Origin of the sequence: Luteimonas sp. TWI662 (assembly GCF_039673825.1) — a bacterium.
GTDB lineage: Bacteria > Pseudomonadota > Gammaproteobacteria > Xanthomonadales > Xanthomonadaceae > Luteimonas.
Map to the genome: position 1 here is coordinate 30,939 of NZ_JBDJMI010000025.1, position 26,604 is coordinate 57,542.

Annotated in this window: 20 protein-coding genes; 12 read left to right on the forward strand and 8 right to left on the reverse strand. The window is 68.9% G+C overall.

What is annotated here, in order from left to right:
• Window positions 1–2,133 (forward strand): ATP-binding protein, encoded by a 2,133-nt coding sequence (locus ABE488_RS14945; protein WP_346449164.1) that lies wholly within the window; start codon window positions 1–3, stop codon window positions 2,131–2,133.
• 18 nt (window positions 2,134–2,151) lie between these two features.
• On the opposite strand, the gene ABE488_RS14950 is transcribed toward ABE488_RS14945, so the two are convergent.
• The 4 genes from ABE488_RS14950 to ABE488_RS14965 all read right to left on the reverse strand — a co-directional run bounded on the left by ABE488_RS14950 (window position 2,152) and on the right by ABE488_RS14965 (window position 8,916).
• Window positions 2,152–3,069 carry a crotonase/enoyl-CoA hydratase family protein gene (locus ABE488_RS14950; RefSeq protein WP_346449166.1) on the reverse strand — a complete coding sequence of 306 codons (918 nt, stop codon included), beginning with the start codon at window positions 3,067–3,069 and terminating at the stop codon, window positions 2,152–2,154.
• 168 nt (window positions 3,070–3,237) lie between these two features.
• On the reverse strand, window positions 3,238–4,917 hold the full coding sequence (locus tag ABE488_RS14955) for a long-chain fatty acid--CoA ligase (protein ID WP_346449168.1): 1,680 nt from the start codon (window positions 4,915–4,917) through the stop codon (window positions 3,238–3,240).
• 172 nt (window positions 4,918–5,089) lie between these two features.
• Window positions 5,090–7,849, reverse strand: coding sequence for an aconitate hydratase AcnA (gene acnA, locus ABE488_RS14960; protein ID WP_346449170.1), 2,760 nt, complete (start codon window positions 7,847–7,849; stop codon window positions 5,090–5,092).
• Between the two features lie 149 nt (window positions 7,850–7,998).
• A complete protein-coding gene (locus ABE488_RS14965) occupies window positions 7,999–8,916 on the reverse strand; it encodes a LysR family transcriptional regulator (protein WP_346449172.1) in 918 nt (305 codons plus the stop codon).
• 108 nt (window positions 8,917–9,024) lie between these two features.
• On the opposite strand from ABE488_RS14965, the gene ABE488_RS14970 reads away from it, so the two are divergent.
• From ABE488_RS14970 to ABE488_RS15020, 11 genes are all read left to right on the forward strand, one after another.
• Complete coding sequence (locus ABE488_RS14970; protein ID WP_346449174.1) at window positions 9,025–10,134, forward strand: 4-oxalomesaconate tautomerase; 1,110 nt, start codon at window positions 9,025–9,027, stop codon at window positions 10,132–10,134.
• 55 nt (window positions 10,135–10,189) lie between these two features.
• Window positions 10,190–11,215 (forward strand): ABC transporter substrate-binding protein, encoded by a 1,026-nt coding sequence (locus tag ABE488_RS14975; RefSeq protein ID WP_346449176.1) that lies wholly within the window; start codon window positions 10,190–10,192, stop codon window positions 11,213–11,215.
• 56 nt (window positions 11,216–11,271) lie between these two features.
• A complete protein-coding gene (locus ABE488_RS14980; RefSeq protein WP_346444925.1) occupies window positions 11,272–12,063 on the forward strand; it encodes an ABC transporter ATP-binding protein in 792 nt (263 codons plus the stop codon).
• On the forward strand, window positions 12,047–12,823 hold the full coding sequence (locus tag ABE488_RS14985; protein ID WP_346444869.1) for an ABC transporter permease: 777 nt from the start codon (window positions 12,047–12,049) through the stop codon (window positions 12,821–12,823). Before ABE488_RS14980 ends, ABE488_RS14985 begins: the two co-directional genes overlap by 17 nt.
• A gap of 216 nt (window positions 12,824–13,039) precedes the next feature.
• Window positions 13,040–14,476, forward strand: coding sequence for a porin (locus ABE488_RS14990; protein WP_346449178.1), 1,437 nt, complete (start codon window positions 13,040–13,042; stop codon window positions 14,474–14,476).
• A 147-nt stretch (window positions 14,477–14,623) separates the two neighbouring features.
• Window positions 14,624–14,878, forward strand: a complete 255-nt coding sequence (locus ABE488_RS14995; RefSeq protein WP_346449180.1) for an AbrB/MazE/SpoVT family DNA-binding domain-containing protein — start codon at window positions 14,624–14,626, stop codon at window positions 14,876–14,878.
• The gene (locus ABE488_RS15000) at window positions 14,875–15,276 is read left to right on the forward strand and encodes a type II toxin-antitoxin system VapC family toxin (RefSeq protein WP_346444863.1); all 402 of its coding nucleotides are present in this window, start codon (window positions 14,875–14,877) and stop codon (window positions 15,274–15,276) included. Before ABE488_RS14995 ends, ABE488_RS15000 begins: the two co-directional genes overlap by 4 nt.
• 41 nt (window positions 15,277–15,317) lie before the next feature.
• A complete protein-coding gene (locus tag ABE488_RS15005) occupies window positions 15,318–17,909 on the forward strand; it encodes a bifunctional aconitate hydratase 2/2-methylisocitrate dehydratase (RefSeq protein ID WP_346449181.1) in 2,592 nt (863 codons plus the stop codon).
• A gap of 210 nt (window positions 17,910–18,119) precedes the next feature.
• On the forward strand, window positions 18,120–19,301 hold the full coding sequence (locus ABE488_RS15010; RefSeq protein ID WP_346449183.1) for an OsmC family protein: 1,182 nt from the start codon (window positions 18,120–18,122) through the stop codon (window positions 19,299–19,301).
• A gap of 130 nt (window positions 19,302–19,431) precedes the next feature.
• On the forward strand, window positions 19,432–22,425 hold the full coding sequence (locus ABE488_RS15015) for a TonB-dependent receptor plug domain-containing protein (protein ID WP_346449185.1): 2,994 nt from the start codon (window positions 19,432–19,434) through the stop codon (window positions 22,423–22,425).
• Window positions 22,426–22,430: 5 nt separating this feature from the next.
• Window positions 22,431–23,399 carry a DUF1684 domain-containing protein gene (locus ABE488_RS15020; protein ID WP_346449187.1) on the forward strand — a complete coding sequence of 323 codons (969 nt, stop codon included), beginning with the start codon at window positions 22,431–22,433 and terminating at the stop codon, window positions 23,397–23,399.
• A 105-nt stretch (window positions 23,400–23,504) separates the two neighbouring features.
• Here the strand turns inward: ABE488_RS15020 and ABE488_RS15025 are convergent, their stop codons facing one another.
• The 4 genes from ABE488_RS15025 to ABE488_RS15040 all read right to left on the reverse strand — a co-directional run.
• A complete protein-coding gene (locus ABE488_RS15025; protein ID WP_346449189.1) occupies window positions 23,505–24,584 on the reverse strand; it encodes a chemotaxis response regulator protein-glutamate methylesterase in 1,080 nt (359 codons plus the stop codon).
• A complete protein-coding gene (gene cheD / locus ABE488_RS15030) occupies window positions 24,581–25,168 on the reverse strand; it encodes a chemoreceptor glutamine deamidase CheD (protein WP_346444921.1) in 588 nt (195 codons plus the stop codon). The genes ABE488_RS15025 and cheD overlap by 4 nt, the downstream gene beginning before the upstream one ends.
• A gap of 2 nt (window positions 25,169–25,170) precedes the next feature.
• Complete coding sequence (locus ABE488_RS15035; RefSeq protein ID WP_346444853.1) at window positions 25,171–26,040, reverse strand: CheR family methyltransferase; 870 nt, start codon at window positions 26,038–26,040, stop codon at window positions 25,171–25,173.
• Window positions 26,041–26,174: 134 nt separating this feature from the next.
• The coding region (locus tag ABE488_RS15040) for a methyl-accepting chemotaxis protein (RefSeq protein ID WP_346449191.1) at window positions 26,175–26,604 on the reverse strand (430 nt) is incomplete at its 5' end.

Genomic DNA, 26,604 nt, shown 5'->3' on the forward strand with positions numbered 1-26,604 from the left:
GTGAGTCGCGTCGTCCGCTGGATCGGCAGCCGCCTGGCAGGGCGGCCCGACAGCGAGCATGGCCAGGCGGCCGTGCGCCTGGTCATGCTCTGCGTGATCTATGCCTACCTGCAGCTGGTGGTGGGTCGCCATGCCGATGTCGAGCGCGAGCTGCGCCTGTCGGAGGCCTACCTGGCGGTCGAGGTCGCGGTCGCGTTGGGCATCGCCGGTTGGCTGCTGTGGCGCCCCGGTGTCTCGCACCCGCGCCGGGTGCTCGGCATGCTGGCCGACTACAGCCTGATGGGGGTGGGCCTGTACCTGCTCGGCGACCTGCTGGCCTGGCTGTACGTGGTGATCATGTGGGTCACGGTCGGCAACGGCCTGCGATTCGGGCCGCGTTACCTGTACGCAGCGATCGGCTTTGCGGTGACCACGTTCGCGATCGCGATCGCGTCCACCCCGTACTGGTACCAGCACAACCTGCCGTTGGCGCTGGGCCTGCTCGCCGGGCTGGTCGCCGTACCGCTCTATCTGAGCTCGCTGCTGCGCGCGCTCACCGACGCCACGGCCGCCGCGCGGGCCGCGAGCGAAGCCAAGAGCCGGTTCCTGGCCAACATGAGCCACGAGTTCCGCACGCCGCTCAACGGCATCGTGGGCATGTCGGAACTGCTGGTCACGACCCCGCTGAGCGCGGAGCAGCGCGAGAGCGCGCTGGTCATCCAGACTTCGGCCAAGGCCTTGCAGGCGCTGGTCGACGACGTGCTGGACCTGTTCAAGATCGAAGCCGGCAAGTTCCAGCGCAACGACGCCGCGTTCGCGCTCTCCGACCTGGTGCACGGCATCGAGGTCATGCTGGGGCCGAGCGCGCAGTCCAAGGGGCTGGCGCTGACCTCGTCGATCGCCGTCGACGTGCCGGCCACGCTGCATGGCGACAGTAACCGCCTGCGGCAGATCCTGGTCAATCTGCTGTCGAACGCGATCAAGTTCACCGAGCGCGGCGAGGTCACACTCGCGATCTCCATGGTCGAGGCCGGTCCGGAGCGGGTGCGGGTTCGGTTCTCGGTCCGCGACACCGGCATCGGCATCGCGCCCGATGCGCTGATCCGCATCTTCGATGCCTTCGAGCAGGTCGATTCCGGGCTCGGGCGACGCTACGGGGGCACGGGCCTGGGGACCACGATCGCCAAGGGCCTCGCCGAGCAGATGGACGGCAGCATCCAGGCCGAAAGCCAGCCGGGGCAGGGCTCGCATTTCTGGGTGGAGCTGCCGTTCGGCCGCGTCGCCGGCCAAGCGCCGTCGCGCAGGGTGGGCGACGGCAACGTGATCGCGTTCGCCGATCCTTTCGTGCGCCATCGGGCCCGGGTCGCGCCGCTGCGCGTGCTGGTCGCCGACGACCAGTCGGCCAATCTGATGGTGCTGCGCCGCCTGCTCGAGCGCGCGGGCCATCGCCCGCTGCTGGTGGACGATGGCGAAGCGGTGCTCGATGCGCTCGAGCGCGAGCGTTTCGACGCGGTGATCACCGATCTGCACATGCCCGGTGCCGATGGCCTGGATATCCTCCGGCAGACCCGCGTCATCGAGGCGGGCAGCGGCCGGCGCACACCGTTCATCGTGCTGACCGCCGATGCCACCGCCGAGGCGCAGGAGAATTGTCGACGCGCGGGCGCGTTCGCCTACCTCACCAAGCCGGTGGTCATCGAGCGGCTGCTCGAAACGCTGGCCGAGATCGCGCCGGGCGTGGAGGCGGGACGACGCACGTCCGACCTGCGGCCGCGGGTGGATCGGTTGTCGACGCCGGTCATCGACGAGATGCGGGAGATGGGGTTCGACGAGGCGTTCATTCGGCGCTTCGTGTCCGAATGCGCGCGCGACGCGCGCAAATGCCTGGTCGACCTGGCGGGCGCATCGAATGCGGGGCGATGGGACGAGGTCCGCGACCTGTGCCATGCGCTCAAGGGCACGGCCGCCAACCTCGGCGCCGCCGAGCTCGAGGCGCAGGCGGCGCGCGGCATGCGGATGCCGTCCGACCGTCTGGCCATCGAATGGCGGCTGCTGCTACAAGGGCTGGACCGGGCGCTCGACCAGGCGCTGGAGGCGCTGCGGGTGCGCGGCGACCTGCCGCGGGCCGACCTGCCCGGGTCAGACGCCGTCTGACCCGGGGGGCGGAGGCGCTCAGCCGCCGACGGCGGTGCGTTCGACCTCGGCCGAAGCGGGCTGCAGGCGTTGCTGCGCGCGGACCAGGCGCTCCATCGTCCGCAGGTGCCGCACCTCGAGTTGCAGAGCGGTATCGACCCAGATGTCGGTGATGCGGACCAGTTCGGCGAGCGGGATCGGATGGGCGCCGTCGCGGACGCGGTGCAACGCCAGCCGCGCAGTGGCGATCCGTCGCTGCTTGCGGATCTGCTCGTGGACCGCATGCACGCCTTCCCCAGGCTCGACCAGCACATCGACCAGGCCGAGCCGGTGCAGGTCCTCGCTGCTGTACATGGTGCCGCCGAGCATCATCGCCTCGGCGACCTGCGGGCTCACCCGCTGGACCAGCAGCGAGTAGGCGCCCATGCCCGGGAACAGGCCGAACAACACCTCCGGAAAGCCCATCTGAACGCCGCGCTCGGCGACGATGGTGCGGCAGGCCAGGGCGAGCTCCAGGCCGCCGCCCAGCGCATCGCCCTGGACGAGCGCGATGGTGTGGGCGTTGGGATGCAACCGGGTCTGCAGCAGGTGGATATTGTCCACGCACTGGCGGGCGTAGCGGGTCAGCGCCGCGCGGTCGCGCTGTCGGATCAGTTCGACGAACAACTGCAGGTCGCCGCCGAGGTTGTACACGGGGGCATCGGAGGCCACAACGATGTGCGACAGGTGCGCCGGGGCGAGCCTGGCGCGCTCGGAGATCTGCTCGATGCTCGCCTGGGCGAACAGCCGCAGTTCGCGCAGCAGGCCGAGCGAGAAGCAGGGCCGGTAGTCAGGCTGGGGACTGGCCGGCTGCGCATGCATGAAGCACCAGTGCGCGTCGTTGGAGGCGTCGTGGTGCTGGCGGAGGAAGGACGGCGCAGCAGCGCCTTCGCGACGAATGGACTCGATGGTTTGCATTGAAAAATCCCCTGAAACGGGGTCCGAACCGTCGGGCGCCGGCGCAGACCCGCGTGGATGCTGAATCGCCCGATCCGCGCTCTATGCGCGCATCGGGCCGTCAGGGCAATGGCTTCAATGGCTTGCAGACACTTTGCGACGAATATCGTGTCGAAAGTGTGATCGCGGTCACGCCTCGGGGGCAGCTTCGCGCAGTTCGCGGCGCAGGATCTTGCCCACGTTGGTCTTCGGCAGCTCGTTGCGGAATTCGACGATCCGCGGGTGCTTGTAGCCGGTCAGGTGCTCGCGGGCGTGGGCCTTGACCTGGTCGGCGGTGAGGCTGGGGTCCTTGCGCACGATGACGACCTTGACCACCTCGCCCGAGCGCTCGTCGGGCACACCGATCGCCGCGACCTCGAGCACGCCCGGCATCATCGCGATCACGTCCTCGATCTCGTTGGGATAGACATTGAACCCCGAGACCAGAATCATGTCCTTCTTGCGGTCGACGATGTAGAAGTAGCCGCCGGCATCCATCCGCGCCATGTCGCCGGTGTGCAACCAGCCTTCGCCATCGATGGCCTCGGTGGTGTCGTCCGGGCGTTGCCAGTAGCCCTTCATCACCTGGGGGCCGCGGATGCACAGCTCACCGACCTCGTCGACCGGCAACTGCGCGCCGTTCTCGTCCTTGATGCAGGCCTCGGTGGAGGGCACCGGCAGGCCGATCGAGCCGTTGTAGTCGGCCAGCGTCATCGGGTTGATACAGGCTGCCGGCGAGGTCTCGGTCAGGCCGTAGGCTTCCACCAGCGTGGTCCCGGTCACGGCCTTCCAGCGCTCGGCCACCGCGCGCTGGACGGCCATGCCGCCGCCCAGGCTCAGGTGCAGCCGCGAGAAGTCGACCTGATCGAAACCGGGGGTGTTGAGCAGGCCGTTGAACAGCGTATTGACGCCGGTGATGGCGGTCATGCGGATGCCCTTGAGCTCCTTGACGAAGCCGGGCATGTCGCGCGGATTGGTGATCAGGTGGTTGTGGCCGCCGAACTCCATGAACACCAGGCAGTTCGCGGTCAGTGCGAAGATGTGATAGAGCGGCAACGCGGTGACGATCAGTTCCTCGCCGCGCTTGGCGTCGGTGCCCAGCCAGGCCGCCGCCTGCTGCATGTTGGCGACCATGTTGCGATGGGTGAGCATCGCCCCCTTGGCCACGCCGGTCGTGCCGCCGGTGTACTGCAGAAACGCGATGTCCTCGTGCGCGATCGCGACTTCGGGCAGCGTGTGCTTGCGGCCGCGGGCGAGGGCCTCGCGGAAGCGGATCGCGCCGTGGATGGTGTAGTCGGGCACCATCTTCTTGACGTGCTTGACCACCAGATTGACGATCGCACCCTTCGGAAAGCCGAGCAGGTCGCCCAGGCCCGTGGTCACGACCTGCTGGATGCGGGTATCGGCGATGACGTCCTGGACTGTCTTGCCGAAGTTGTCCATGACCAGGATCGCCGCGGCGCCGGAGTCGACCAATTGGTGGCGCAGCTCGCGGGCGGTGTACATCGGATTGGTGTTCACCACCGTCAGCCCGGCGCGCAGAATGCCGAAGATGGCGATCGGGTACTGCAGGCAGTTGGGCATCATGACCGCGACGCGGTCGCCCTTCTTGAGCTTGAGCTCGCCCAGCAGGTAGGCCGCGAACTGCTGACTGTAGGTGTCGAGTTCGCCGTAGGTGAGCGTCTTGCCCATGTTGGAGAACGCAGGCTTGTCGCGGTACTTCGCGATCGCCTCGTCGAGGACCGCCGGAACGGAGGGGTACTCGTTGGGATCGATTTCGGCGGGGATGCCCGCAGGGTAGTTCGCCAGCCACGGGCGTTGGTCGGTCATTCGGTCTTCTCCCTGATGAAGGCCGTCACTCGAAGCGGTGAGCGTACCTGCGCAATCGCGTTCGATTGGAGCACAGGCTTTCTGGGGGAGGCAAGGCGCGGCGCGGCAGCTGCGCCGCGCACGCGCAACGCCCGCCGCGTTGCGGCGGGCGGGGCTTGGGCCGGGGCCGGACTCAGGCGGCCTTCTTCGCGGCGAGTTGGCGCAGCACGTAGTGCAGCAGGCCACCGTGGCGGAAGTACTCCACTTCCTTCGGGGTCAGCAGCAGCACGTGGACCTGGAAACGGACCTCGCGCCCGTCAGCCTTGGTCGCCACCACCTGGGCGCGCTTGGCGCGGCCATCGTCGAGGCCGGTGATGTCGATCGTCTCGGTGCCGTCCAGTCCCAGCGTCTGCGCATTCTCGCCGTCCTGGAACCGGCACGGCAGCACGCCCATGCCGACGAGGTTGGAGCGGTGGATGCGCTCGAAGCTTTCGGCGATCACCGCCTTGACGCCGAGCAGGTTGGTGCCCTTGGCCGCCCAGTCGCGCGACGAACCGGTGCCGTACTCCTTGCCGGCGAACGCCACCAGCGGGACGCCGTCGGCGCGGTACTTCATCGCCGCGTCGTAGATCGCCAGTTTCTCCGGCTCGCCCTTGCCGAAGTACAGCGTGTTGCCGCCTTCCTCGCCACCGAAGAACAGGTTCTTGATGCGGATGTTGGCGAAGGTGCCGCGGACCATCACGTCGTCATTGCCGCGGCGTGAACCGTAGCTGTTGAAGTCCGCTGGCTGGACGCCGCGCGACTGCAGGAAGCGGCCGGCAGGCGAGTCCTTCTTGATGTTGCCGGCAGGCGAGATGTGGTCGGTGGTGATCGAGTCGCCGAACAGGCCCATCACGCGCGCGCCGTGGATGTCGTCGATGCTGCCCACGTCCATCGTCATGCCCGCGAAGTAGGGGGGGTTCTTGATGTACGTCGAGGCTTCGTCCCAGGCATACAACTCGCCGTCGGGCGACTCGATGGTGTTCCAGCGGGTGTCGCCCTTGAACACGTCGGCGTAGTTCTTGGCGAACATCTCCGGCCCGATCGTGCGTGCGATGAAGTCGCCGATCTCCTTGTTCGACGGCCAGATGTCGCGCAGGTAGACCGGATTGCCGTCCGGGTCCTTGCCCAGGGGGTCGTGGGTCAGGTCGATGTCGACGGTGCCGGCGATCGCGTAGGCGACCACCAGCGGTGGCGAGGCGAGGTAGTTCATCTTGACCTCGCCGTGGATGCGGCCCTCGAAGTTGCGGTTGCCAGACAGCACCGCCGCGACCGCGAGGTCGTTCTCGGCGATGCCCTTGGACACCGCATCGGGCAGCGGCCCGGAGTTGCCGATGCAGGTCGTGCAGCCGTAGCCGACGACGTAGAAGCCGAGCTTCTGCAGGTCGTCCATCAGGCCGGCCTTTTCGAGGTAGTCGGTGACCACCAGCGAGCCGGGGCCCAACGAGGTCTTGACCCACGGGGCCGCCTTCAGGCCCTTGGCCGCCGCATTGCGCGCGAGCAGGCCGGCACCGAGCATCACCGCCGGGTTGGAGGTGTTGGTGCAGGAGGTGATCGCGGCGATGACCACCGAGCCGTCGGTGAGCTCGTGCTCGCCGTCGTCGAGGGTGATTTTCGAAACCGGCCGGGCGGCCAGGCGCTCGGCCTGTGGCTGGCCGCCGCCTTCCTTTTCGAAGCGGTCGATCTGCGCGTCGTTGGCTGCATCGCGGCGCGCGGTCAGCGCACCGACGTTGTCGGCGAAGTTCTGCTGCACATCCTCCAGCAGCACACGGTCCTGCGGACGCTTGGGGCCGGCGAGCGACGGCCGCACGTCGCCCATGTCCAGCGTCAGCACGCTGCTGTACTCGGCTTCGGGCGCGCCCGGCTCGTGCCAGAGCTGCTGCGCCTTGGCGTAGGCCTCGACCAGGGCGATCTGCGCTTCGCTGCGGCCCGACAGCCGCAGGTAGGTCAGCGACTCGGCGTCGATCGGGAAGATGCCGCAGGTCGCGCCGTACTCGGGCGCCATGTTGCCGATCGTGGCGCGGTCGGCCAGCGGCAGATGCTGCAGCCCGTCGCCGAAGAACTCGACGAACTTGCCGACCACGCCGTGCTTGCGCAGCATCTGGGTGACGGTCAACACCAGGTCGGTCGCGGTCGCACCCTCGGGCAGCCGGCCGGTCAGCTTGAAGCCCACGACCTGCGGAATCAGCATCGACGAGGGCTGGCCGAGCATCGCGGCCTCGGCCTCGATGCCGCCCACGCCCCAGCCCAGCACGCCGATGCCGTTGATCATCGTGGTGTGCGAGTCGGTGCCGAACACGGTATCGGGGTAGGCCCACAGGGTGCCGTCCTCGCGCTCGGCGGTCATGACCACGCGGGCCAGGTGCTCGAGGTTGACCTGGTGGACGATGCCAGTGTTGGGCGGCACAACCTTGAAGTTGTCGAACGCCTTCTGGCCCCAGCGCAGGAACCCGTAGCGCTCCTTGTTGCGCTCGAACTCGATCTTGCCATTGAGATCGAGCGCGTCGGGCCGGCCGAACACGTCGACCTGCACCGAGTGGTCGATGACCAGTTCGGACGGGATCAGCGGGTTGATCTGTTCGGGGCGCCCGCCCAGACGCACGACTGCATCGCGCATCGCCGCCAGGTCGACCACGCACGGCACGCCGGTGAAGTCCTGCAGCACCACGCGCGCGGGCATGAAGGCGATCTCGGTGTCGGGCTCGGCCTTGGCCTGCCAGTTCGCGACCGCTTCGATATGCCGCGCGGTCACCGTCTCGCCGTCCTCGTGGCGCAACAGGTTCTCGAGCAGGATCTTCATCGAATAGGGCAGGCGGGCGATGTCGAACTTCGCCGCCAGCGCCGGGAGGCTGGCATAGGCGTAGCGCCGGCCGCCGACGTCGAGATCGGCGCGCGTGGAAAAGGAATCGGTCATGCGGAAGGCTCCTGTCGCGGTTGCTGGCGGTGACCCAGCCGGGCTGGTCGTGGCGTGCTGACGTGCGGTTCGGCGCCGGGGCCGGTGCCTTGGATGGAACGTCACCGTGTCGATCCGGTCAGTCTAGACCGCACGGCGTGGCGGGCGTGTCATCGCCGCGGGGCCGTGGCCGGGTCCTGCCAGGTGCTCTTGAGCATCTGCAGGAACCGTTCGGCCGCCGGCGACAGCATCGCGCCGCGCCGCCGCACGATACCGATCGTACGTGACACCACGGGGGGCGCGATCTCGCGGGTCACCAGGATGGAGTGTTCCTCCTGCGGCGTGGCCATTCGTGGCAGGACCGAGATCCCGACACCGGCTTCCACCAAACCCAGAGAGGTGGACAGGTGGGTCACTTCGTAGAACCAGCTCAACTTGAGGTTCTCACGCGCGAGCGCGCCATCGAGCAGCGTGCGATTGCCGCTGGTGCGATGCACGGTGATCAGCGGATGGTGGGCGATATCGTGCCAAGTCACGCGGCGCTTCTTCGCCAGCGGATGGTCGCGGCGGCAGGCGAGTACGAAGGGATCCTCGACCAGCACGTCGAATTCCAGTTCGGGGTCGGATGCGCCCATGAAGTTCACCCCGAACTCGACCTCGCCGCGCTCGACCGCCTGCAGGCCCTCGGTGGCGGGAATGTCGAGGATCCGGAAGCGGACGTTGGGGTGGTCCTCGTGGAAGCGGGCGATGACGCTGGGCAGGAAGTAGAACGCGGCGGTCGGCAGGCAGGCGATCGTGACCTGGCTGCCGCGGCCGTCGTCGACGCCGCGCGAGGAGAACAGCGAGCCGTCGAACTCTTCGATCATCCGGCGCACCAGCGGCAGCAGGTTCTGCCCGACTGCGGTCGGGGCCACGCTGCGCGTGGTGCGCTCGAGCAGCGGTGCGCCGACGGCATGCTCGAGCTTCTGGATGCGCCGGCTCAGCGCCGGCTGCGAGACGTGGAGCGCCTCGGCGGCGCGATGGAAGCTGCGGGTATCGGCCACGAGCAGGAAGGCGCGCAGGTCGAGGATTTCGCAATTGATGCTCATATCGGATCAATCTTCCAAAAGAAAGCAATTCACAGATCAATTCGGCCCATGACAAGATCGGAACGAATCGAATTATTGATTCGATATAGATATCAATCTGGCCGACCCATGTCCAACGATCTCTACAGCCTGCCGTGCGTCCTGATGCGGGGTGGTACCTCCAAGGGGCCGTTCTTCCTGGCCTCCGACCTGCCGGGCGATCCGGCCCAGCGCGACCGGCTGCTGCTGGACCTGATGGGCGCCGGGCATCCGCTGCAGATCGATGGTATCGGCGGCGGCAACGCGCTGAGCAGCAAGGTCGCGATCGTCGGCCCGGCCAGTCGCGCCGATGCGGACATCGACTACCTGTTCGCGCAGGTCCGGCCGGACCAGATGGTGGTCGACACCACGCCCAACTGCGGCAACATGCTGGCCGCGGTCGGTCCGTTCGCGATCGAATCGGGCATGGTCGCCGCCTCCGATCCCCAGACGCTGGTGCGTATCCACAACGTCAACACCGGCAAGGTGGTGCTGGCGACGGTGCAGACGCCCCAAGGCCGGGTCAGTTATCGCGGCGACACCGCGATCGCCGGCGCACCGGGCACCGCGGCGCCGATCTCGCTGGCGTTCCTCGATGCGGCCGGCGCGCGGACTGGCAAACTGCTGCCCACCGGCGAGGCCAGCGAATGGATCGATGGTGTCGAGGTGAGCTGCATCGACTGCGCCATGCCGATGGTGATGCTGGCCGGATCGGCGCTTGGCGTGACCGGTGAGGAGAGCGTGTCCGCACTCAACGCCGACACCGCGATGCTGGCGCGCCTGGAGCGGATCCGGATCGAAGCGGGGCGCCGGATGGGCATCGCCGATGCCGCCGACCGGGTGATCCCCAAGCCGGTCCTGCTGCTGCCGCCGCGCGCCGGGGGCACGCTCCAGGTGCGGTACTTCATGCCGCACCAGTGCCACAGCGCGCTTGCGATCACCGGCGCGGTCGGGATCTCGACGGCGTGCGTGACGCCGGGCACCCTGGCACAACGCATGGCCGGCCCGCTGGCGCTGCCCGCCGACGTTGCGCTCGAACACCCCAGCGGCCGGCTGGACGTGGCGCTGCACAGACCCGGCACGGATGCCCCGATCGTCGCCAGTGTCGTCAGGACGGCACGACGCCTGTTCGAAGGCCGCGTGTTCGCCAGTGCGGACCCGCGGAAGGACGCTGTTGCGCCATGGAGTTCGGCTGCATGACCTGAACCTGCCGGGCGCCGCCCGGACCGCACCATCACTATCCTGGGAGGGATCGATGTACAAGCGTTTCATTCTCGCCGCATGCGCGGCGGCGCTCGTCTGCCTGGCCGGCTGTACCGGCCGCGGCGGCGAGGGCACCGAGTCCGTCCGCATCAGCGTCGGCTCCTACAACCTCAACAACCTGCCGTTCTTCATCGCCGACGCCAATGGCTATTTCGATGAGGTCGGGCTGGACGTACGCACCGAGAACTTCGCCCAGGGCGGGTCCAAGGTCCTGCAGGCGCTGGTCGCCGGGTCCACCGATGTCGCGGTGGGCTTCTACGACCACACGATCCAGATGCAGGCCAAGCACAAGAACGTGGTCGGTTTCGTGCTGCTGTCGCGCAACTCCGGTCTGGTGCTGGCGGGCCGTCCGGACAGCACGTTCGATCCGGCCAATCCGGCTTCGATCCGCGGCATGAACGTGGGGATCACTGCGCCGGGGTCGTCGTCGGACTTCTTCGTCCGGCATTTCCTGGCCCAGCACGGCATCCCGGTCGACGACATCTCGATCATCGGCGTCGGCTCGGGCGCCGCCGCGGTCGCCGCGCTCGACCAGGGCAAGGTGGACCTGCTGGTCAACTACGATCCGGCGGCGACGCTGATCGCCGAACGGGGCGTGGGCAAGATCATCCTCGACGCGCGCAGCGACGCGGGCGCCCGCGCGGTCTACGGCGGCATCTACCCCACATCGGTGATGTATGCCGACCAGGCCTTCCTCGACAAGCGCCCCGAAGTGGCCGAGAAGATCGTCCGCGCGCAGCAGAAGGCGCTGGCGTTCATCGCCGACCATTCGGCCGAAGAGATCGTCGCCGCACTGCCTGACAAGTACGTGTCGGGCGACCGCGAGATCTACGCCAAGGCGGTCGAGGCCGCGCGTGCGATCTTCACCCGCGACGGTCGTTTCAATCCCGAGGATCTGCAGACGCCGCTGACGGTGCTGCGCGAGTTCAACGCCGACGTCGCCAACGCCGACATCGATCTCGAAAAGACCTACACCAACGCCTTCGTCGACCGCGCTCTCGCGGATCCGGCCCAGTAACGCCAGGAGGTTCCATGGCTGTCGCCAGTGTTGCCCGACTGCGGGAAGTCGATCCGATGCCGATCCAGAGCCGCCCGACCGTGGCGATCGACAATATCACCATGTCCTTCGGCGAGTTCACCGCCGTGCGCGATGTCGACGTGCAGGTCGCCGACGGCGAGTTTCTCGCCATCGTTGGCCCGACCGGCTGCGGCAAGAGCACGATCCTCAACGCGGTCGCCGGCCTGCTGACACCGTCGGCGGGCACCATCCACATCGATGGCAAGCCGGTGCGCGGCGTGCAGGAGAGCGTGGGCTACCTGTTCCAGCAGGACGCCCTGCTGCCCTGGAAGACCGCGCTGCAGAACGTCGAGCTGGGCTTGCGTTTTCGCGGCGTGGCCCAGGACGAGCGCGAGCACAAGGCCCGCGCCTGGCTGGCCAAGGTCGGTCTGTCGGGGTTCGAGCACCGCTACCCGCACCAGCTCTCGGGCGGCCAGCGCAAGCGCGTGCAGATGGCGCAGGCGCTGATCGTCGAGCCGAAGGTCATCCTGATGGACGAGCCGTTCTCCGCGCTCGACATCCACACCCGGCACCTGATGCAGAACGAGCTGCTGCGGCTGTGGCAGGAGGACCGGCGCGCGGTGATGCTGATCACCCACGACCTGGAAGAGGCGATCGCGCTGGGCGACCGTGTGGTGGTGCTGTCCTCGGGCCCGTCGAGCCGCGTGGTCGAGAGTTTTCCGGTGCAACTGGAGCGACCGCGCAACGTGGCCGAGATCAAGCTCGACCAGCGTTTCACCGACCTGTACCGCGATATCTGGGCCTGCCTGCGCGGCGAAGTGGAGAAGAGCTATGCACGCCAAGACTGACCGTTTGATCCAGGTGATGCTCGTCGTCGTCGTCTTCGGCGGCTGGCAGGCCGGCGTGTCGGCGAAGGTCATCGACCCGTTCTTTTTTCCCGCGCCGTTCGACATTGCGCGGCAGATGTTCACCTGGCTGGCCGATACCAGCTTCTACACCCATGTCTACATCACCCTGACCGAGACTGCGCTGGGCTACATCATCGGCACCGCCCTCGGTGTCGCCGGCGGCGTGTGGCTGGGCCTGAGCCGGCGTGCAGCGCGGATCCTCGACCCGTTCATCAAGGGCTTCAACGCCATCCCCCGCGTGGTGCTGGCGCCGATCTTCGTGCTGTGGCTGGGCCTGGGGCTGTGGTCGAAGGTCGCACTCGCGGTCACGCTGGTGTTCTTCATCACGTTCTTCAACGCAATGCAGGGCGTGCGCGAGGTCAACCCGGTGGTGCTGGCCAATGCCCGGATCCTGGGCGCCAGCCGTGGCGCGCTGCTGCGTCATGTGTACTTCCCGGCCGCGGCGAGCTGGATCCTGTCGTCGTTGCGCACTTCGGTGGGCTTTGCGGTGGTCGGTGCGATCATCGGCGAGTATCTCGGCGCGTCGGCCGGCCTGGGCTACCTGATCGCGCAGGCCGAGGGCAACTTCAATGCCGTCGGTGTGTTCGCGGGCATCATTCTGCTGGCCGCGTTCGTGCTGATCATCGACGCGGTGCTCGACGTCGCCGAGAACCGCCTGATCACCTGGCGTCCGAACGCCTCGCGCGAAGCCACCAGCTGAGACTCGCCGCCTGGCGCGACGCGCCGGGCGGCCCATCGACACCCGTTCCCCACGTCCGGGTGCGCCGCGCCGGTCGCCGCGTTCGCGGCACCGGCGCCTCTTCCCGTCCGTCCTGTCTGCCGCCGTCGCGGCAGGCCCGCCTGCGGCCGTCCGCCGGCGCCGGTCGGCACTCGCCGTCCGGTCGCCGTCTGGCCCGCCGCGCCCGGAGATCGCCCGATGCCTTCCATGTTCCGCCCCCGTCCCACGCTGCTGGCCACGGCCGTCGGCCTGCTGTTCGCCCCCTCGGCCGCGTCCGCGCAGACGGCGCCGGCCGCGCTGGAGGATCTCGTCCGCCAGCAGGCCGAGCAGATCCGCCGGCTCGAGGCGCGTTTGTCCGCGTTGGAAGCGGGCCCCGCGTCCGGCGTGGCCGCCGCGCCGCCCGCGGTCGACGTCAGGGCCACGTCCGACACCGAGGCCGTGCTGGCCGAACGCGTGGCGAAGATCGAAGCCGCGCAGGCCAAGGCACCGGCGGTGAGCTGGTCGAAGGGCGCGCCGCAGTTCGCCAGCGCCGACGGCCAGATCACGTTCCGGCCGCGCGGTCGGGTGTTCGTCGACACCTCCAGCACACACGGCTCCGGTTTCGATGCCCGCAACATCACCGGCACCGAGATCCGGTCGGTCCGCATGGGCTTTGAGGGCAGCTACGGTGCGCTCGGTTATGCGGTCGAGGGCGACTTCGCCGACAACAGCGTGGCCTGGAAGTCGGCGTACGTGACCATCGGCCATACGCTGTTCGGTCGGCAGGCCGAGCTGACGGTCGGCAACCGCCTCAACGACCGCGGCATCGACGGCGCCAGCGGCACCGGCAATACCCCGTTCCCGGACCGCAACGTCGTCGGCACGCAGATCGTGCCGCAGCGCGGGCTGTTCGGCGTGGGATTGACCGAACGCGTCTACGGCGAGGACTGGCACGCAAGCCTGTCGATCGCCGGCAACGACCTCAACAACGTCGGTAACAGCAACGACTCGATGACGCTGGCTGGCCGCGCGCACTGGAATCCGGTGAAGGGGGCGGGCGGGCTGCTGCATCTGGGAGCGTGGGGGTTCTACGAGGACATCGCGCCGGGCAGCAGTGGGGTGTTCCGCAGCTCGGCGATCGCCGGGCATCTCAACGATCTGGTCAAGATCGCGCCCGGCGCATTGGCCGGCGCCGATCACGGGCAAGGCTACGGGCTGGAACTGCTCGGGGTGCGCGGGCCGTTCTGGGGGTACGGCGAGTGGGGACGGCGCGAGGTCGCGGGATTCGGTGGGGCGGGGCGCTTCGACGTGGCGCACGAGGCCTGGGCGCTGTCGGCCGGCTGGTTCCTGTCGGGCGCCAGCCCGGCGTTCGCGGCCCGCACCGGCACCTGGAGCCGCGTCAAGGTCGCACAGCCGGTGACCGCCGGTGGGCCGGGCGCGTGGGAGCTCAAGGCGCGCTACGAGAACGTCGACTACCGCGAGTTGCCGGCCGGCGGCACCGGCGACGCGCTGACGGTCGGCGTGAACTGGTACCTCAACGATTTCAGCCGGGTCATGCTCGACGCGATCCGCTGGGAGACCGACAACCGCAGCGGCGAGTACCAGGGCCAGGACCGCGGCACGACGCTCAACGCCCGCTTCCAGCTGGCGTTCTGAGGCGTCTCCCGCAAGATGCCGAACGGGCCGGGGGCGTTTGCACCCGGCCCGTTTGCGTTGGGGCGATGCATGCGCCCCGGCCGGGCAACGCTGGAGTATGCGCAGTCAAGTATGTATAATTCGCGCATACTTTCCAGGAGGCCCGCCATGGAAGCCACCGTCGCCGAGCGCGGCCAGATCACCTTGCCCAAGCCGGTGCGCGATGCGCTGGGCCTGAGCAAGGGCACGATCCTGAAGGTCGAGCTGGAAGGCAGCCGGATCGTGCTGCGCAAGAGCGTCGACGATGCCGTGTCGCGCGCGCGGGGCCGCTTCAAGCTTGAAGGCTTCGGCGACACCGATGCGGCGATGCGTGCGGTCCGCGGCCAGGACGCCGACACCGCCGATGGAGACGCCACGCCGTGATCGCCGTCGACGCCCCGGTGCTGGTGGACCTGCTGGCCGACGGCCCGCATGCCGATGCGGCCGAGGCCTGTCTGCGCCAGTACCTGAGCGCCGGTCCAGTGGTGGTCTGCGACGTGGCGCTGGCCGAAATCTGCGGCGCGTTGCGCGACGGCGCCGAGACCATGGCCGTGCTCGAGGACATGGGCGTGCGCTTCTCGGCGATCGAGGCCAAGTCGGCGCTGCGTGCCGGCGAGATGCAGCGTCGCTCTTGGCAGCGGGGCGACACCTTGGGCCGCGCGGCGCGCGATTTCCTGGTCGGCGCGCACGCGCTGTTGCAGTGCAATGGTCTGATCACGCGCGATGATGCGTTTTTCCGCACGTATTTCAAGGGTCTCAAGCTGATCGTACCGTCGGCCTGAGACCGGTTATCCCGGTACCGCAAGACTCTGGAGTTGCCCGCATGTTGGAAGCCTACCGCCACCACGTTGCCGAGCGCGAAGCGCTGGGCATCCCGCCGCTGCCGCTCAATGCGCAGCAGACCGCCGAGGTCATCGAGCTGCTCAAGGACCCGCCGGCCGGCGAGGCCGAGTTCCTGTTGGACCTGCTCACGCACCGCGTGCCGGCCGGCGTCGACGATGCCGCCAAGGTCAAGGCCTCGTACCTGGCCGCGATTGCGCTGGGCACCGAACACAACCCGCTGATCGACCGCGCGCGCGCGACCGAGCTCTTGGGCACCATGCTCGGCGGCTACAACGTGCATCCGCTGGTCGAACTGCTCGACGACGACACCGTTGGCACGATCGCTGCCGATGGCCTCAAGCACACGTTGCTGGTGTTCGATGCCTTCCACGATGTCGAGGAGAAGGCCAAGGCCGGCAACGCCAACGCCCAGGCCGTGCTGCGCAGCTGGGCCGAGGCCGAGTGGTTCACCAGCCGGCCCGAAGTGCCGGCGTCGATGACGCTGACGGTGTTCAAGGTGCCGGGCGAGACCAACACCGACGACCTGTCGCCGGCCCCCGACGCGACCACGCGTCCCGACATCCCGATGCACGCGTTGGCGATGCTCAAGAACAAGCGCGACGACGCGCCGTTCGTGCCGGAAGAAGACGGCAAGCGCGGTCCGATCCAGGTCATTGCCGACCTCAAGCACAAGGGCCACCTGGTCGCCTACGTGGGCGACGTGGTCGGCACCGGGTCCTCGCGCAAGTCGGCGACCAACAGCGTGCTGTGGTGGACCGGCGACGACATCCCCTATATCCCCAACAAGCGCGCCGGCGGCGTGTGCCTGGGCGCGAAGATCGCGCCGATCTTCTACAACACCATGGAAGACGCCGGTGCGCTGCCGATCGAGCTCGACGTCTCGCAGATGGAGATGGGGGATGTGATCGAGCTGCGCCCCTATGAGGGCCGTGCGCTGAAGAACGGCGAGACGATCGCCGAGTTCGAGGTCAAGTCCCGGGTGCTGTTCGACGAGGTGCGCGCCGGCGGCCGCATTCCGCTGATCGTCGGCCGCGGGCTGACCGCGAAGGCGCGCGAATCGCTGGGCTTAGCCCCGACCGATCTGTTCCGTCTGCCGCAGCAGCCGGCCGACAATGGCAAGGGCTTTTCGTTGGCGCAGAAGATGGTCGGCCGCGCGATCGGCCTGCCCGAAGGGCAGGGCGTGCGTCCGGGCACGTACTGCGAACCGAAGATGACCTCGGTCGGCTCGCAGGACACCACCGGTCCGATGACCCGCGACGAGCTCAAGGACCTGGCGTGCCTGGGCTTCTCGGCCGACCTGGTGATGCAGTCGTTCTGCCACACCGCGGCATACCCGAAGCCGGTCGACGTCAAGACCCATCACACGCTGCCGGAGTTCATCTCCACCCGCGGCGGCATCTCGCTGCGTCCCGGCGACGGCGTGATCCACAGCTGGCTCAACCGCATGCTGCTGCCCGATACCGTCGGTACCGGTGGTGACTCGCACACGCGCTTCCCGGTCGGCATCTCGTTCCCGGCCGGCAGCGGCCTGGTCGCGTTCGCCGCGGCCACCGGCGTGATGCCGCTGGACATGCCCGAGTCGGTGCTGGTGCGCTTCAAGGGCGCGATGCAGCCGGGCGTGACGCTGCGCGACCTGGTCAATGCGATTCCGCTCTACGCGATCAAGGCCGGACTGCTGACGGTGGCCAAGCAGGGCAAGAAGAACATTTTCTCCGGTCGCATTCTCGAGATCGAAGGCCTGCCCGATCTCAAGGTCGAGCAGGCGTTCGAGCTGTCGGACGCGTCCGCCGAGCGGTCGGCCGCCGGGTGCACGGTGCACCTCAACGAGGAACCGATCATCGAGTACATCAACAGCAACATCGCGTTGCTGCGCTGGATGATCAGCGAGGGCTACCAGGATCCGCGTTCGATCCAGCGCCGCATCGAGAAGATGGAGGCGTGGCTGGCCGACCCGCAACTGCTCAAGGGCGACGACGATGCCGAGTACGCAGCGGTCATCGAGATCGACCTGGCCGATATCCAAGAGCCGATCCTGGCCTGCCCGAACGATCCGGACGACGTGAAGTTCCTGTCGGAGGTCGCCGGGGTCGAGATCGACGAGGTGTTCATCGGTTCGTGCATGACCAACATCGGCCACTTCCGCGCGGCGTCGAAGCTGCTGGAAGGCAAGCGCGATATCCCGACCAAGCTGTGGGTGGCGCCGCCGACCAAGATGGACGCCGCCGAGCTGACCAAGGAAGGCCACTACGGCACCTTCGGCGCGGCGGGTGCGCGCATGGAGATGCCGGGCTGCTCGCTGTGCATGGGCAACCAGGCGCAGGTGCGCGAGGGCGCAACCGTGTTCTCGACCTCGACCCGCAACTTCCCCAACCGCCTGGGCCGCAACTCGAACGTGTATCTGGGTTCGGCGGAGCTGGCGGCGATCTGCTCGCGCCTGGGCCGGATCCCGACCCGTGCCGAGTACATGGCCGAGGTCGGTGTGCTGGACGCGTCGGCCACCGAGATCTATCGGTACATGAACTTCGACCGGATCACCGAGTACGTCGACGCCGGCCGCAAGACCGCCGCCTGATTCCCAACCTCGGCCCGTTCCTCCAGCGCCGCGCCCGTGTACACGGGCGCGGCGTTTTTTCATGCGCGCGCCATCCCTGGGCGCCGCGGCGCAGCAGCGCGGTCGCGGTCAATCGCAGGCCGGACTCAGGACATGCCGAATCGTTGTTTTCGTGCGGCGCAGCATCGTGAAAGAGTGCAAGCCACTTCGTTGCCGCAGGAACGCTTGCCCATGTCCATCGCGCGTCTCGTCTCTCCGTCCTGGGCCGTCGCCGCGGGCCTGTGCATCGTGCTGCTGGCGGCGGCGCCGCGCGCCTTGGCAAGTGATGCGAGCGGCTCGCCGCTGCGCGCGTACCTGAGCGCCAAGCGTGCGGCGATCCAGGCCCTGCAGGCGCAGGACGCCGCGCCCACCGCGCTGCATGGCAAGGTCGTCGCCGAGAGCCGGTCGGGCGTCCGCCGCCTGCGCCTGGGGCCGACCGGTGAGTATCAGTCTATCAGCGACAGCGGTCGCGACTATGCCGGCTACGACCTGGGCGCGGGATCCTGGGATTCCCTGGTCGGCACGCTGGCCAGTGCGGTGGCCGATGAGTACATCGTGCAGGCCGCGGCGCAGAACGTTCCGATCGATGCGCTGGACGTGGTGTTCACGAGCGTGCCCGAGCGCAAGAGCGAGACTCTGGCCTATCCGAACAACCTGTCCTACGTGGCCTACATCGACTCGCCGGCCGACGCCGCGCAGCTCGAATCGCTCCGCCAGGCCGTCCATGCGCAGTCGGCGGCGATCGACCTGGTGACCCGCCCGCAGCAGGTCGGCCATGCCGAGGTGCGCTACACGCGCTCGCCGGCGCAGCGCGAAGCCGGGCTGCCGCCCGGCCTGCGCGATTTCATCACCGAAGAGAAGCGGCCCGCCGTGCTGGGCAAGCGTGCCCAGGCGGCGGACCGGACCGCGCCGCCGCGCGCCCTGGTCGCGCGTGCGCACGTCGAGCCGCATACCGGCCTGCGCCGGGTGTTCCTGGGCGAGGACGGCGACCACCAGCAACTGCACGACAGCGCGCCGGACCTGCTGGGGTACGGGCTTGCGCCGACCGTGGAGGAACACCTGCTGGGCGTGACCGCGACCTGCCTGACGCACATCTTCGAAGTGCAGGCCGCCACCCGCAATGTGCTGCTCGACACCCTGGAACTGACCGTGGACGGCGAGCTCGGGCCGCGTTTCGGTGCGAACGTCAGCACGCCGGCGCGGTTTCGCAACCTCCGCTACACCGCGACCATCGCATCGCCTGCATCCGCGCAGGACATCGACGCCCTGCGCCAGGCGGTCGAGGCGACCTGTCCGCTCTACAACCTGGTCAAGGATGCGCAGACGCTGGACGGCAGCATCGTGCGCGGCGCGTTCGTGCACACGCCGCGCTAGCTAGCGTTCCCGAGCGGTGTGCGCCGCGCGCCATCAGAACCAGAGCATTCGACGCGCCCGGATCGCGCACGCACGAGCGTGTTTGATCCGCCGAGCGGCGTCGTCCTTCCATCGAACCACGGGGTCCCCGATGCACCGTTGCGCCCGCGCCCATCCTGTCCCGACGGTCGCCGCCCGCGGCGCGCGCGTGCCCGCGCCGACGCGCGGCCGCCTGGCACTGGCGTTGTGCGCGCTGCTGTCGACGAGCGTGCAGGCCGACGACGCGGCGTCCGCACCTACTGCGCGCTTGCTCGACAAGGTCTCGGTGCTCGGCTCGCGGATCGTCGGTGGCGGCGCCGCCGCGGCGCTGCCGGTGGCGACGGTGGACCGGGCCCAGATCCAGGCCACGGGCGCGACCAACGGCAACGAACTGTTCCGCAGTCTGCCGCAGTTCGGCGACGTCGCCGTGACCGAGAAGGGCACCACCAACGCCGGGCGCAATTCCAATGTCGCGCGTGGCGACGTAGGGGCCATCAATCTGCGCAACCTCGGCGCCAAGTACACCTTGCTGCTGATCAACGGCCGCCGCACCGTGCAGCATCCGATCAGCAACAGCGGGGACAACACCACCTACAACGCCAATGCGATCCCGACCTTCGGCCTGGAGCGCATCGATCTGCTGCTCGACGGGGCGGCGTCCATCTATGGCGCCGATGCGATCGCCGGCGTCACCGACCTGATCACGCCGACCAACCTGGAGGACGGCGGCGGCATCACGCTGCGCTACGGCGCGGTCCAGGACGGCCACCGCGAGGACGTGTCGCTCGAGGGCTACGTCGGCCGCGATTTCGCCGGCGGCCGCGGCAATGTATCGGTGCTCTATGGGCTGTCCACCCGCACCGCGCAGCACAATTCAGACGCCTGGTTCACCGCGACCGACGGCCGCCGCGTGCTGGCCGACGGCACCCGCGTCCCCGATCCCGACGGCACCACCGGCTTCACCACCCGCACGCCTTGGGGCCATTTCGACACCTACGTCGATGGGCGGCGGACCGGCAGCTGGCACATCGACCCGGCCACCGGCGCCCTGGCGCCGGGTCAGGTGCCGACCCGCTACCACTACGACGCCGGCGCTGAGCCGGGCATCACGACCGCGCCTGCGATCGACAAGGGCAACGTCTTCGCCACGGCACGGTTCGACCTGGACGACCGCCGTCAGCTGTTCGGCGAACTCGGCTACTACCGCGCGCAATCGCAATCCTGGGTCAGCAGCGAGGCGGGGTTCGGCGGCGACGGCTTCCTGCTGCACATCCGGCCCGATGCCTACTGGGTGCCCGACGCCCTGCGGGGGGCGGACGCGATCCGGCTGCTCAACTACCAGTTCGCCGATTCGGGCATCCGCCGGGTCCGTGTCGACAACTCGCAATCGCGAGCGCTGCTCGGCCTGCGCGGCTGGACCGATTCGGGCTGGAACTGGGAAACCGCGCTGCTGTATTCCCGGGCGCGCAGCACCGATCGACAGCAGGGCGGGTTCACCGATGCCTTCATCGACGCGGTGAACCGCACCGATGCCAGCGCCTACAACCCGTTCAGCGGTGGCGACCCGGCCAGCATCCGGGTCGGGGATGCCACGCCCTACGACACCTCCGCGTTCATCGGCGAGGCGACCCGCGAGGGAACGGCCGAACTGGCGTTGTGGGACTTCAAGCTCGACCGGCCCGACCTGCTGTCCTGGTATGCCGGCGACATCGGCCTGGCGGCGGGCGTGGAGTACCGCTACGAAAGTCGCTTCGACGATCGCGACCGGAGCATCGATGGCAGCACATCGTACGTGGACTGGTACACCGGGACCGTCGCCCAGAGCAATTTCTTCACCCACAGTCCCCGGCCCGACGTGCGCGGCAGCCGCAGTGTGAAGTCGGCGCTGATCGAGCTGGCGGTGCCGCTGGTCGCACCGACCCACGGCATCCCGTTCGTGCGTTCGCTGGACCTGCAGATCGCGGGGCGTTATGAGGACTACAGCGATGCCGGCGATGTGGCCAAACCGAAGATCGCCGCGGCGTGGGGCGTCAACGACAGCCTGCTGCTGCGCGGCTCGATCAGCGGCGGCTTCCGCGCCCCCGGCCTGGAACTGGTGAACGCGCCGCCGACCTACGGTTTCGGCTTCAACAACGACGCCGTGCGTTGCCACGCGCTGGTGGTCAAGGGCACGCATCCCAACGACACCGCCTGCCTGAACGCCTACAGCAACGGATCGCAGGTCAAGCCGTCGGTCAGCGCCGTCACGGCCTACGGCGACGACGTCGCACCGGAGACGACTCGGCAATCGTCGTGGGGCGCGGTGTTCGAGCCGCGGTTCCTGCCGCCTGGGCTGGGCCATCTGCGTCTGAGCGCGGACGCCTGGCGGATCGAAGTGGAGAATCCGATCGGCACCATGGGCGAGGAGGTGCTCTACGACGCGTATCTGCGCGTCGTCGAGGGCCGCAGCAACCCGAACGTGGTCCGCGCCCCGGTGACCGCCGAGGACATCGCGCTGTTCGAGGGCTCGGGCATCGCGCCGGCCGGTGTCGTGACCCATGTGTACGACACCTATCGCAACCGGCAACCGCTGACCGCGTCCGGGGTGGACTACCGCCTGGCCTGGCGGTTGCGCGAGACGGCGTGGGGCGACTTCGCGTTGCTGCTCGACGTCAGCCGCCTCAAGGCCTACACCCAGCACAAGCCGATCGAAGTGCAGCAGGTGGCCGAGGCCATCGAGAGCGGCGCGCTGGACATCGTCGCCGCGAACCTGGGCGCGGCCAACGAAGTGGGCATCAATGGCGCGAAGCCGGAATGGCGCGGCAGCGCGACGCTGCTGTGGCAGCATGCCGGCTGGACGGTGCGGCTGCGCGACGACTACATCGGCAGCGTGACCGCCGGTGCGTATGCCGATCGCAGCCCGTTCGTCGTACCGTCCACCCAGCGCTGGGCCTTGTCGGTGGCGCACGCTTTCACCCGCGGGCCGCTCGCCGGCACGACGGTGGACGTGGGCGCACGCAATCTGTTCGACAAGGCGCCGCCGCTGAACGCCGCCGGCCACTATCTGACGGCCCTGCACGAATCCTACGGCCGCTATCTGCATCTGGGCATTTCAAGGACCTGGTGACCACCATGAGAACGCGTCCGCTCGCACTCGCGGCCCTGCTGCTCCCGGCGCTCGTCGCCTGCGACCGCCCGGACGATCCTGGCATGGCGCCGACCGCCTCGGTGGACACCGCGCCCGAGTTTCGCCAGGCGCATGCGGCGTGGGTGCGCGAACGTGCCGACGCGTTGAACAAGCCCGATGGCTGGACGCGCCTCATCGGCCTGCATTGGGTCGAGGCCGACAGACAGCGCATCGGCGGCGGCGCGCAGGACGACATCCGCCTGGCCATCGCTCCGCCGCACCTGGGCGAACTGGAGCGGCGGGCCGATGGCATCTACTTCACCGCTGACCAGGACGCGATGGTCACCGTCGATGGCCGCCCCCTGCAGGGCGAGGTGGCGCTGCAGCCTGAAGGCCGGGACGGCGGGACCCAGCTGGGATACGACGAGGGCAAGGGCCGGATCTCGCTGATCCGCCGCGGCGATCGGCTCGGCCTGCGGGTGCGGCACGCCGATGCGCCGGCGCGCCGGCAGTTCGCCGGTCTGGACTTCTTCGAGCCCGATCCGGCCTGGCGGGTGCAGGCCCGGTTCGTGGCCCACCCGCCGGGCACGACCCTGCCGATCGCCAACATCATCGGCGACATCCACGACACGCCCAATCCGGGCTATGTGGAATTCGACAAGGATGGACACCGTTGGCGGCTGGAGGCGCTGGGCGATCCACAGCAGGGCCTGAGTCTCAACTTCCAGGATCGGACCAGTGGGCGGGACACCTACGCGGTCGGCCGCTATCTGCAGACCGGCCCCGTCGCCGACGATGCGACCGTCGTCGTCGACTTCAACCGCGCCTACAACCCGCCGTGCGCGTACACCGCCTACGCCACCTGTCCCTTGCCGCCGCCGGGCAATCGCCTCGCGCAGCGCGATGCCAACGGCCAGATGGTCCGGCTGGCGGTGCTGGCCGGCGAAAAGGCCTATGCCGGCGCGCCGCATTGAGCCGGCGTTGATCCCGCGCCGGGGGGGCGCGCAGCGATCTTGGGCGCATTGCGGCGTGGGGCCGGGCGTCATGCCCGCAGGGCGAGCGCTGCGGTGCCGGCGGTGTCAGTCGACCGTCTCGTGCCGGGTCAATGCGAGCAGGCGCTGGGCGATGCGGTCCAGGGGCAGGCATTCCTGCGCGGCGCCCAGCTTCCAGGCCGCGCCCGGCATTCCCCAGACGACGCTGCTGGCCTCGTCCTGCACCAGCGTCGCAGCACCGGCCTCGCGCAGTTCGAGCAACCCGCGGGCGCCGTCATCGCCCATACCGGTGAGGATCGCCGCGACCGCGTTGGCGCCGGCCGCCTGCGCGACCGAGCGGAACAGCACGTCGACCGCGGGCCGGTGTCGGTTGACCGGCGGGCCAGGGTCGAGCCGGCAGCGCCAGCGGGCGCCATCGCGCAGCACCCGCAGGTGGTGGTCGCCCGGCGGCAGGTAGACATGCCCGGGCAGGATCGTCTCACCGTCGCGTGCCTCGCGCACCAGCATTGCGCAATGGCGGTCCAGGCGCTCGGCGAATGGCGCACTGAAGCTGGCAGGAATGTGCTGGGTCAGCACGATCGCCGGCGCATCGGGCGGCATCGCCTCGAGCACGACCCGGATCGCCTCGGTGCCGCCAGCGGACGCGCCGATCGCGATCAGTCGGTCGGTCGTGCGGTAGCGCAGCGCGACCGGCGTGGCGGTGGGCTCGGCCGGTGCGGCGGGACCGACCGCCGCACGCGATACCGGACGCGGCGCGGTGCGGACCTGGGCGCGCGCAGCCGCCTTGACCTTCGCGGTGATCTCCTGGGCGTAGGCCTCCAGCCCGTGAGCAACGTTGAGCCGCGGCTTGGCGACGAAGTCCACCGCGCCCAGTGCCAGCGCCTGCAAGGTGATGTCGGCGCCGCGTTCGGTCAGCGAGGACACCATCACCACCGGCATCGGTCGCAAGCGCATCAGGTTGTCGAGGAACACCAGGCCGTCCATGCGCGGCATCTCGACATCGAGCGTCAGCACATCGGGATGCAGGCGCTTGATCTTCTCGCGAGCCAGCAGCGGGTCGGCCGCGCTGCCCACGACTTCGATCTGCGGATCGGACGACAGCACCTCGGTCAGCAACTGGCGCACGACCGCCGAGTCGTCGACGATGAGCACGCGGACCGGCGTCATTCGAACAGCTCCACATCGCCAGCGACCGGCGCACGCGCCAGGCGGGCACGGACGGCCGATTCGGTGGCCGCCACTTCGGCGCCGTGCGCGTGCGGCAGGCGGTAGACCATCACCTTGCCGGTCTGCGGGAAGAACCACACCTTGCGCGGATGGATGCCCTGCAGGTCCTCGGCCACGACCGGGATGTGCTCCGCGTCCAGGTAGCCGCGCACGAACTCGGCGTTGCGGGTGCCCACCGGGTTGTTGGTGAAGCCCTTGAGCACGTTGGCGCCGCCGAACACCTTGGCCTCGAGGCGACGGCGGCTGGCGCCGCGCTTGAGCAGCTCGTTGATCAGCACCTCCATCGCATAGCTGCCGTAGCGCGCCGGCGCCCCGTCACCATTGCCACCATCGGGCAGCAGGAAGTGGTTCATGCCGCCCAGGTGCAGCAGCGGGTCGCGGATGCACGCGGCCACGCACGAGCCGAGCACGGTGACCAGCGCCGTGCCGTCGTCCACCACCAGGTATTGGGTGGGCAGCAGCTTGGCCGCCGGCACCTGGAACTGCGGGTCCCGGTAGCGCATCACCGCATCGCTGGGCGGCATGCTCACGGGGCGGTTGCCGCGAAGTGGCGCCGGTACAGCGTGCGGCCGCAGGGCTGGATCAGGTCGGCGGCGTGCAGGTAGTTCTCCGAATGCCCGGTATAGAGCAGGCTCTCGGCGTCCATATGCGTGACCAGCCGCGACAGGATGGCGCGCTGGGTCGGCTTGTCGAAGTAGATCATCACATTGCGGCAGAAGATCGCATCGAACGGGCCGCCGACATCGTAGCGGCCGGCCAGCAGGTTCAGCGGGCGGAACTCGATCAGCGCCTGCAGTGCCGGATGCACCCGGCACTTGCCGGCGTTGGGCCCGGTGCCGCGCTGGAAGAAGCGGCGCCGCAGGTCCGCGTCGAGCGCGGCGACGCGTTCGATCGGATAGACGCCCTGGCGCGCGGTCGCCAGGACCTGGGTGTCGATATCGGTCGCCACAATGCGCACCGGCGGCTGCAGCGTGTCGAAGGCCTCGCAGGCGGTGATGGCCATCGAGTACGGCTCTTCGCCGGTCGAGGCCGCGCACGACCACAGCACCAGCGGCTTGCGGCCCGATCCGGCCCGTTGCAGTTGGGTGCCCAGGGTCTCGAAATGATGCGGTTCGCGGAAGAACGCGGTCAGATTGGTGGTCAGCGCGTTGGTGAACGCCTGCCATTCCTCGCCGTCGGGATCGCCTTCCAGCAGCGCCAGGTAATCGCCGAAGTCGTCGAGTCCGAGCGCACGCAGCCGCCGCGACAGTCGGCCGTAGACCATGTCGCGCTTGCTGGCGACCAGCGCGATCCCCGCACGGTCGTGGATCAGCTGGCACACGCGGCGGAAATCGCGGTCGGCGAACACGAACTGGCGTGCATCGCCTGGAGGATGGGGCAGGGAAGCGGCACTCATGGCGACTGGCGCGTCAGAAAGACTCGATGGGGTTATCGGCGCAGCGCCGACGAAGTTGATCGCGATCGGTGCCACCACGCACGAGGCCCGGCGCAGGGCCGGGCCTTGTGCGTGTCACGTGTCGGCGGCGTCGATCAGAACTCCGCCCAGTCGGCCTCGGCCAGGGCGGGCGCGGCGGGGGCGCGTGTCGCCGGACGCGGCGCGGCCGGTGCCGGCTTGCGGGGCGACGGCGGGGAGGACCGCGTCGCCTGCACCGCGGGTGCGGCCACGGCCTGTCCTTCGATCCGCAGCATCGAGATCGCGTCGGCCAGGCCTGTCGCCTGCTCCTCCATCGCACGCGCGGCGGCCGAGGCTTCTTCAACCAGCGCGGCGTTCTGCTGGGTGGTCTCGTCCATCTGCACGATGGTCTGGTTGACCTGCTCGATGCCGGCGGCCTGTTCCTGCGAGGCGGCCGAGATCTCGGCCATGATGTCGGTCACGCGCTGCACGGATGCAACCATCTCGGCCATGGTCCGACCGGCCTGGCCCGCGAGTGCGGCGCCGCTGGCGACCTTGCCGGTGGAG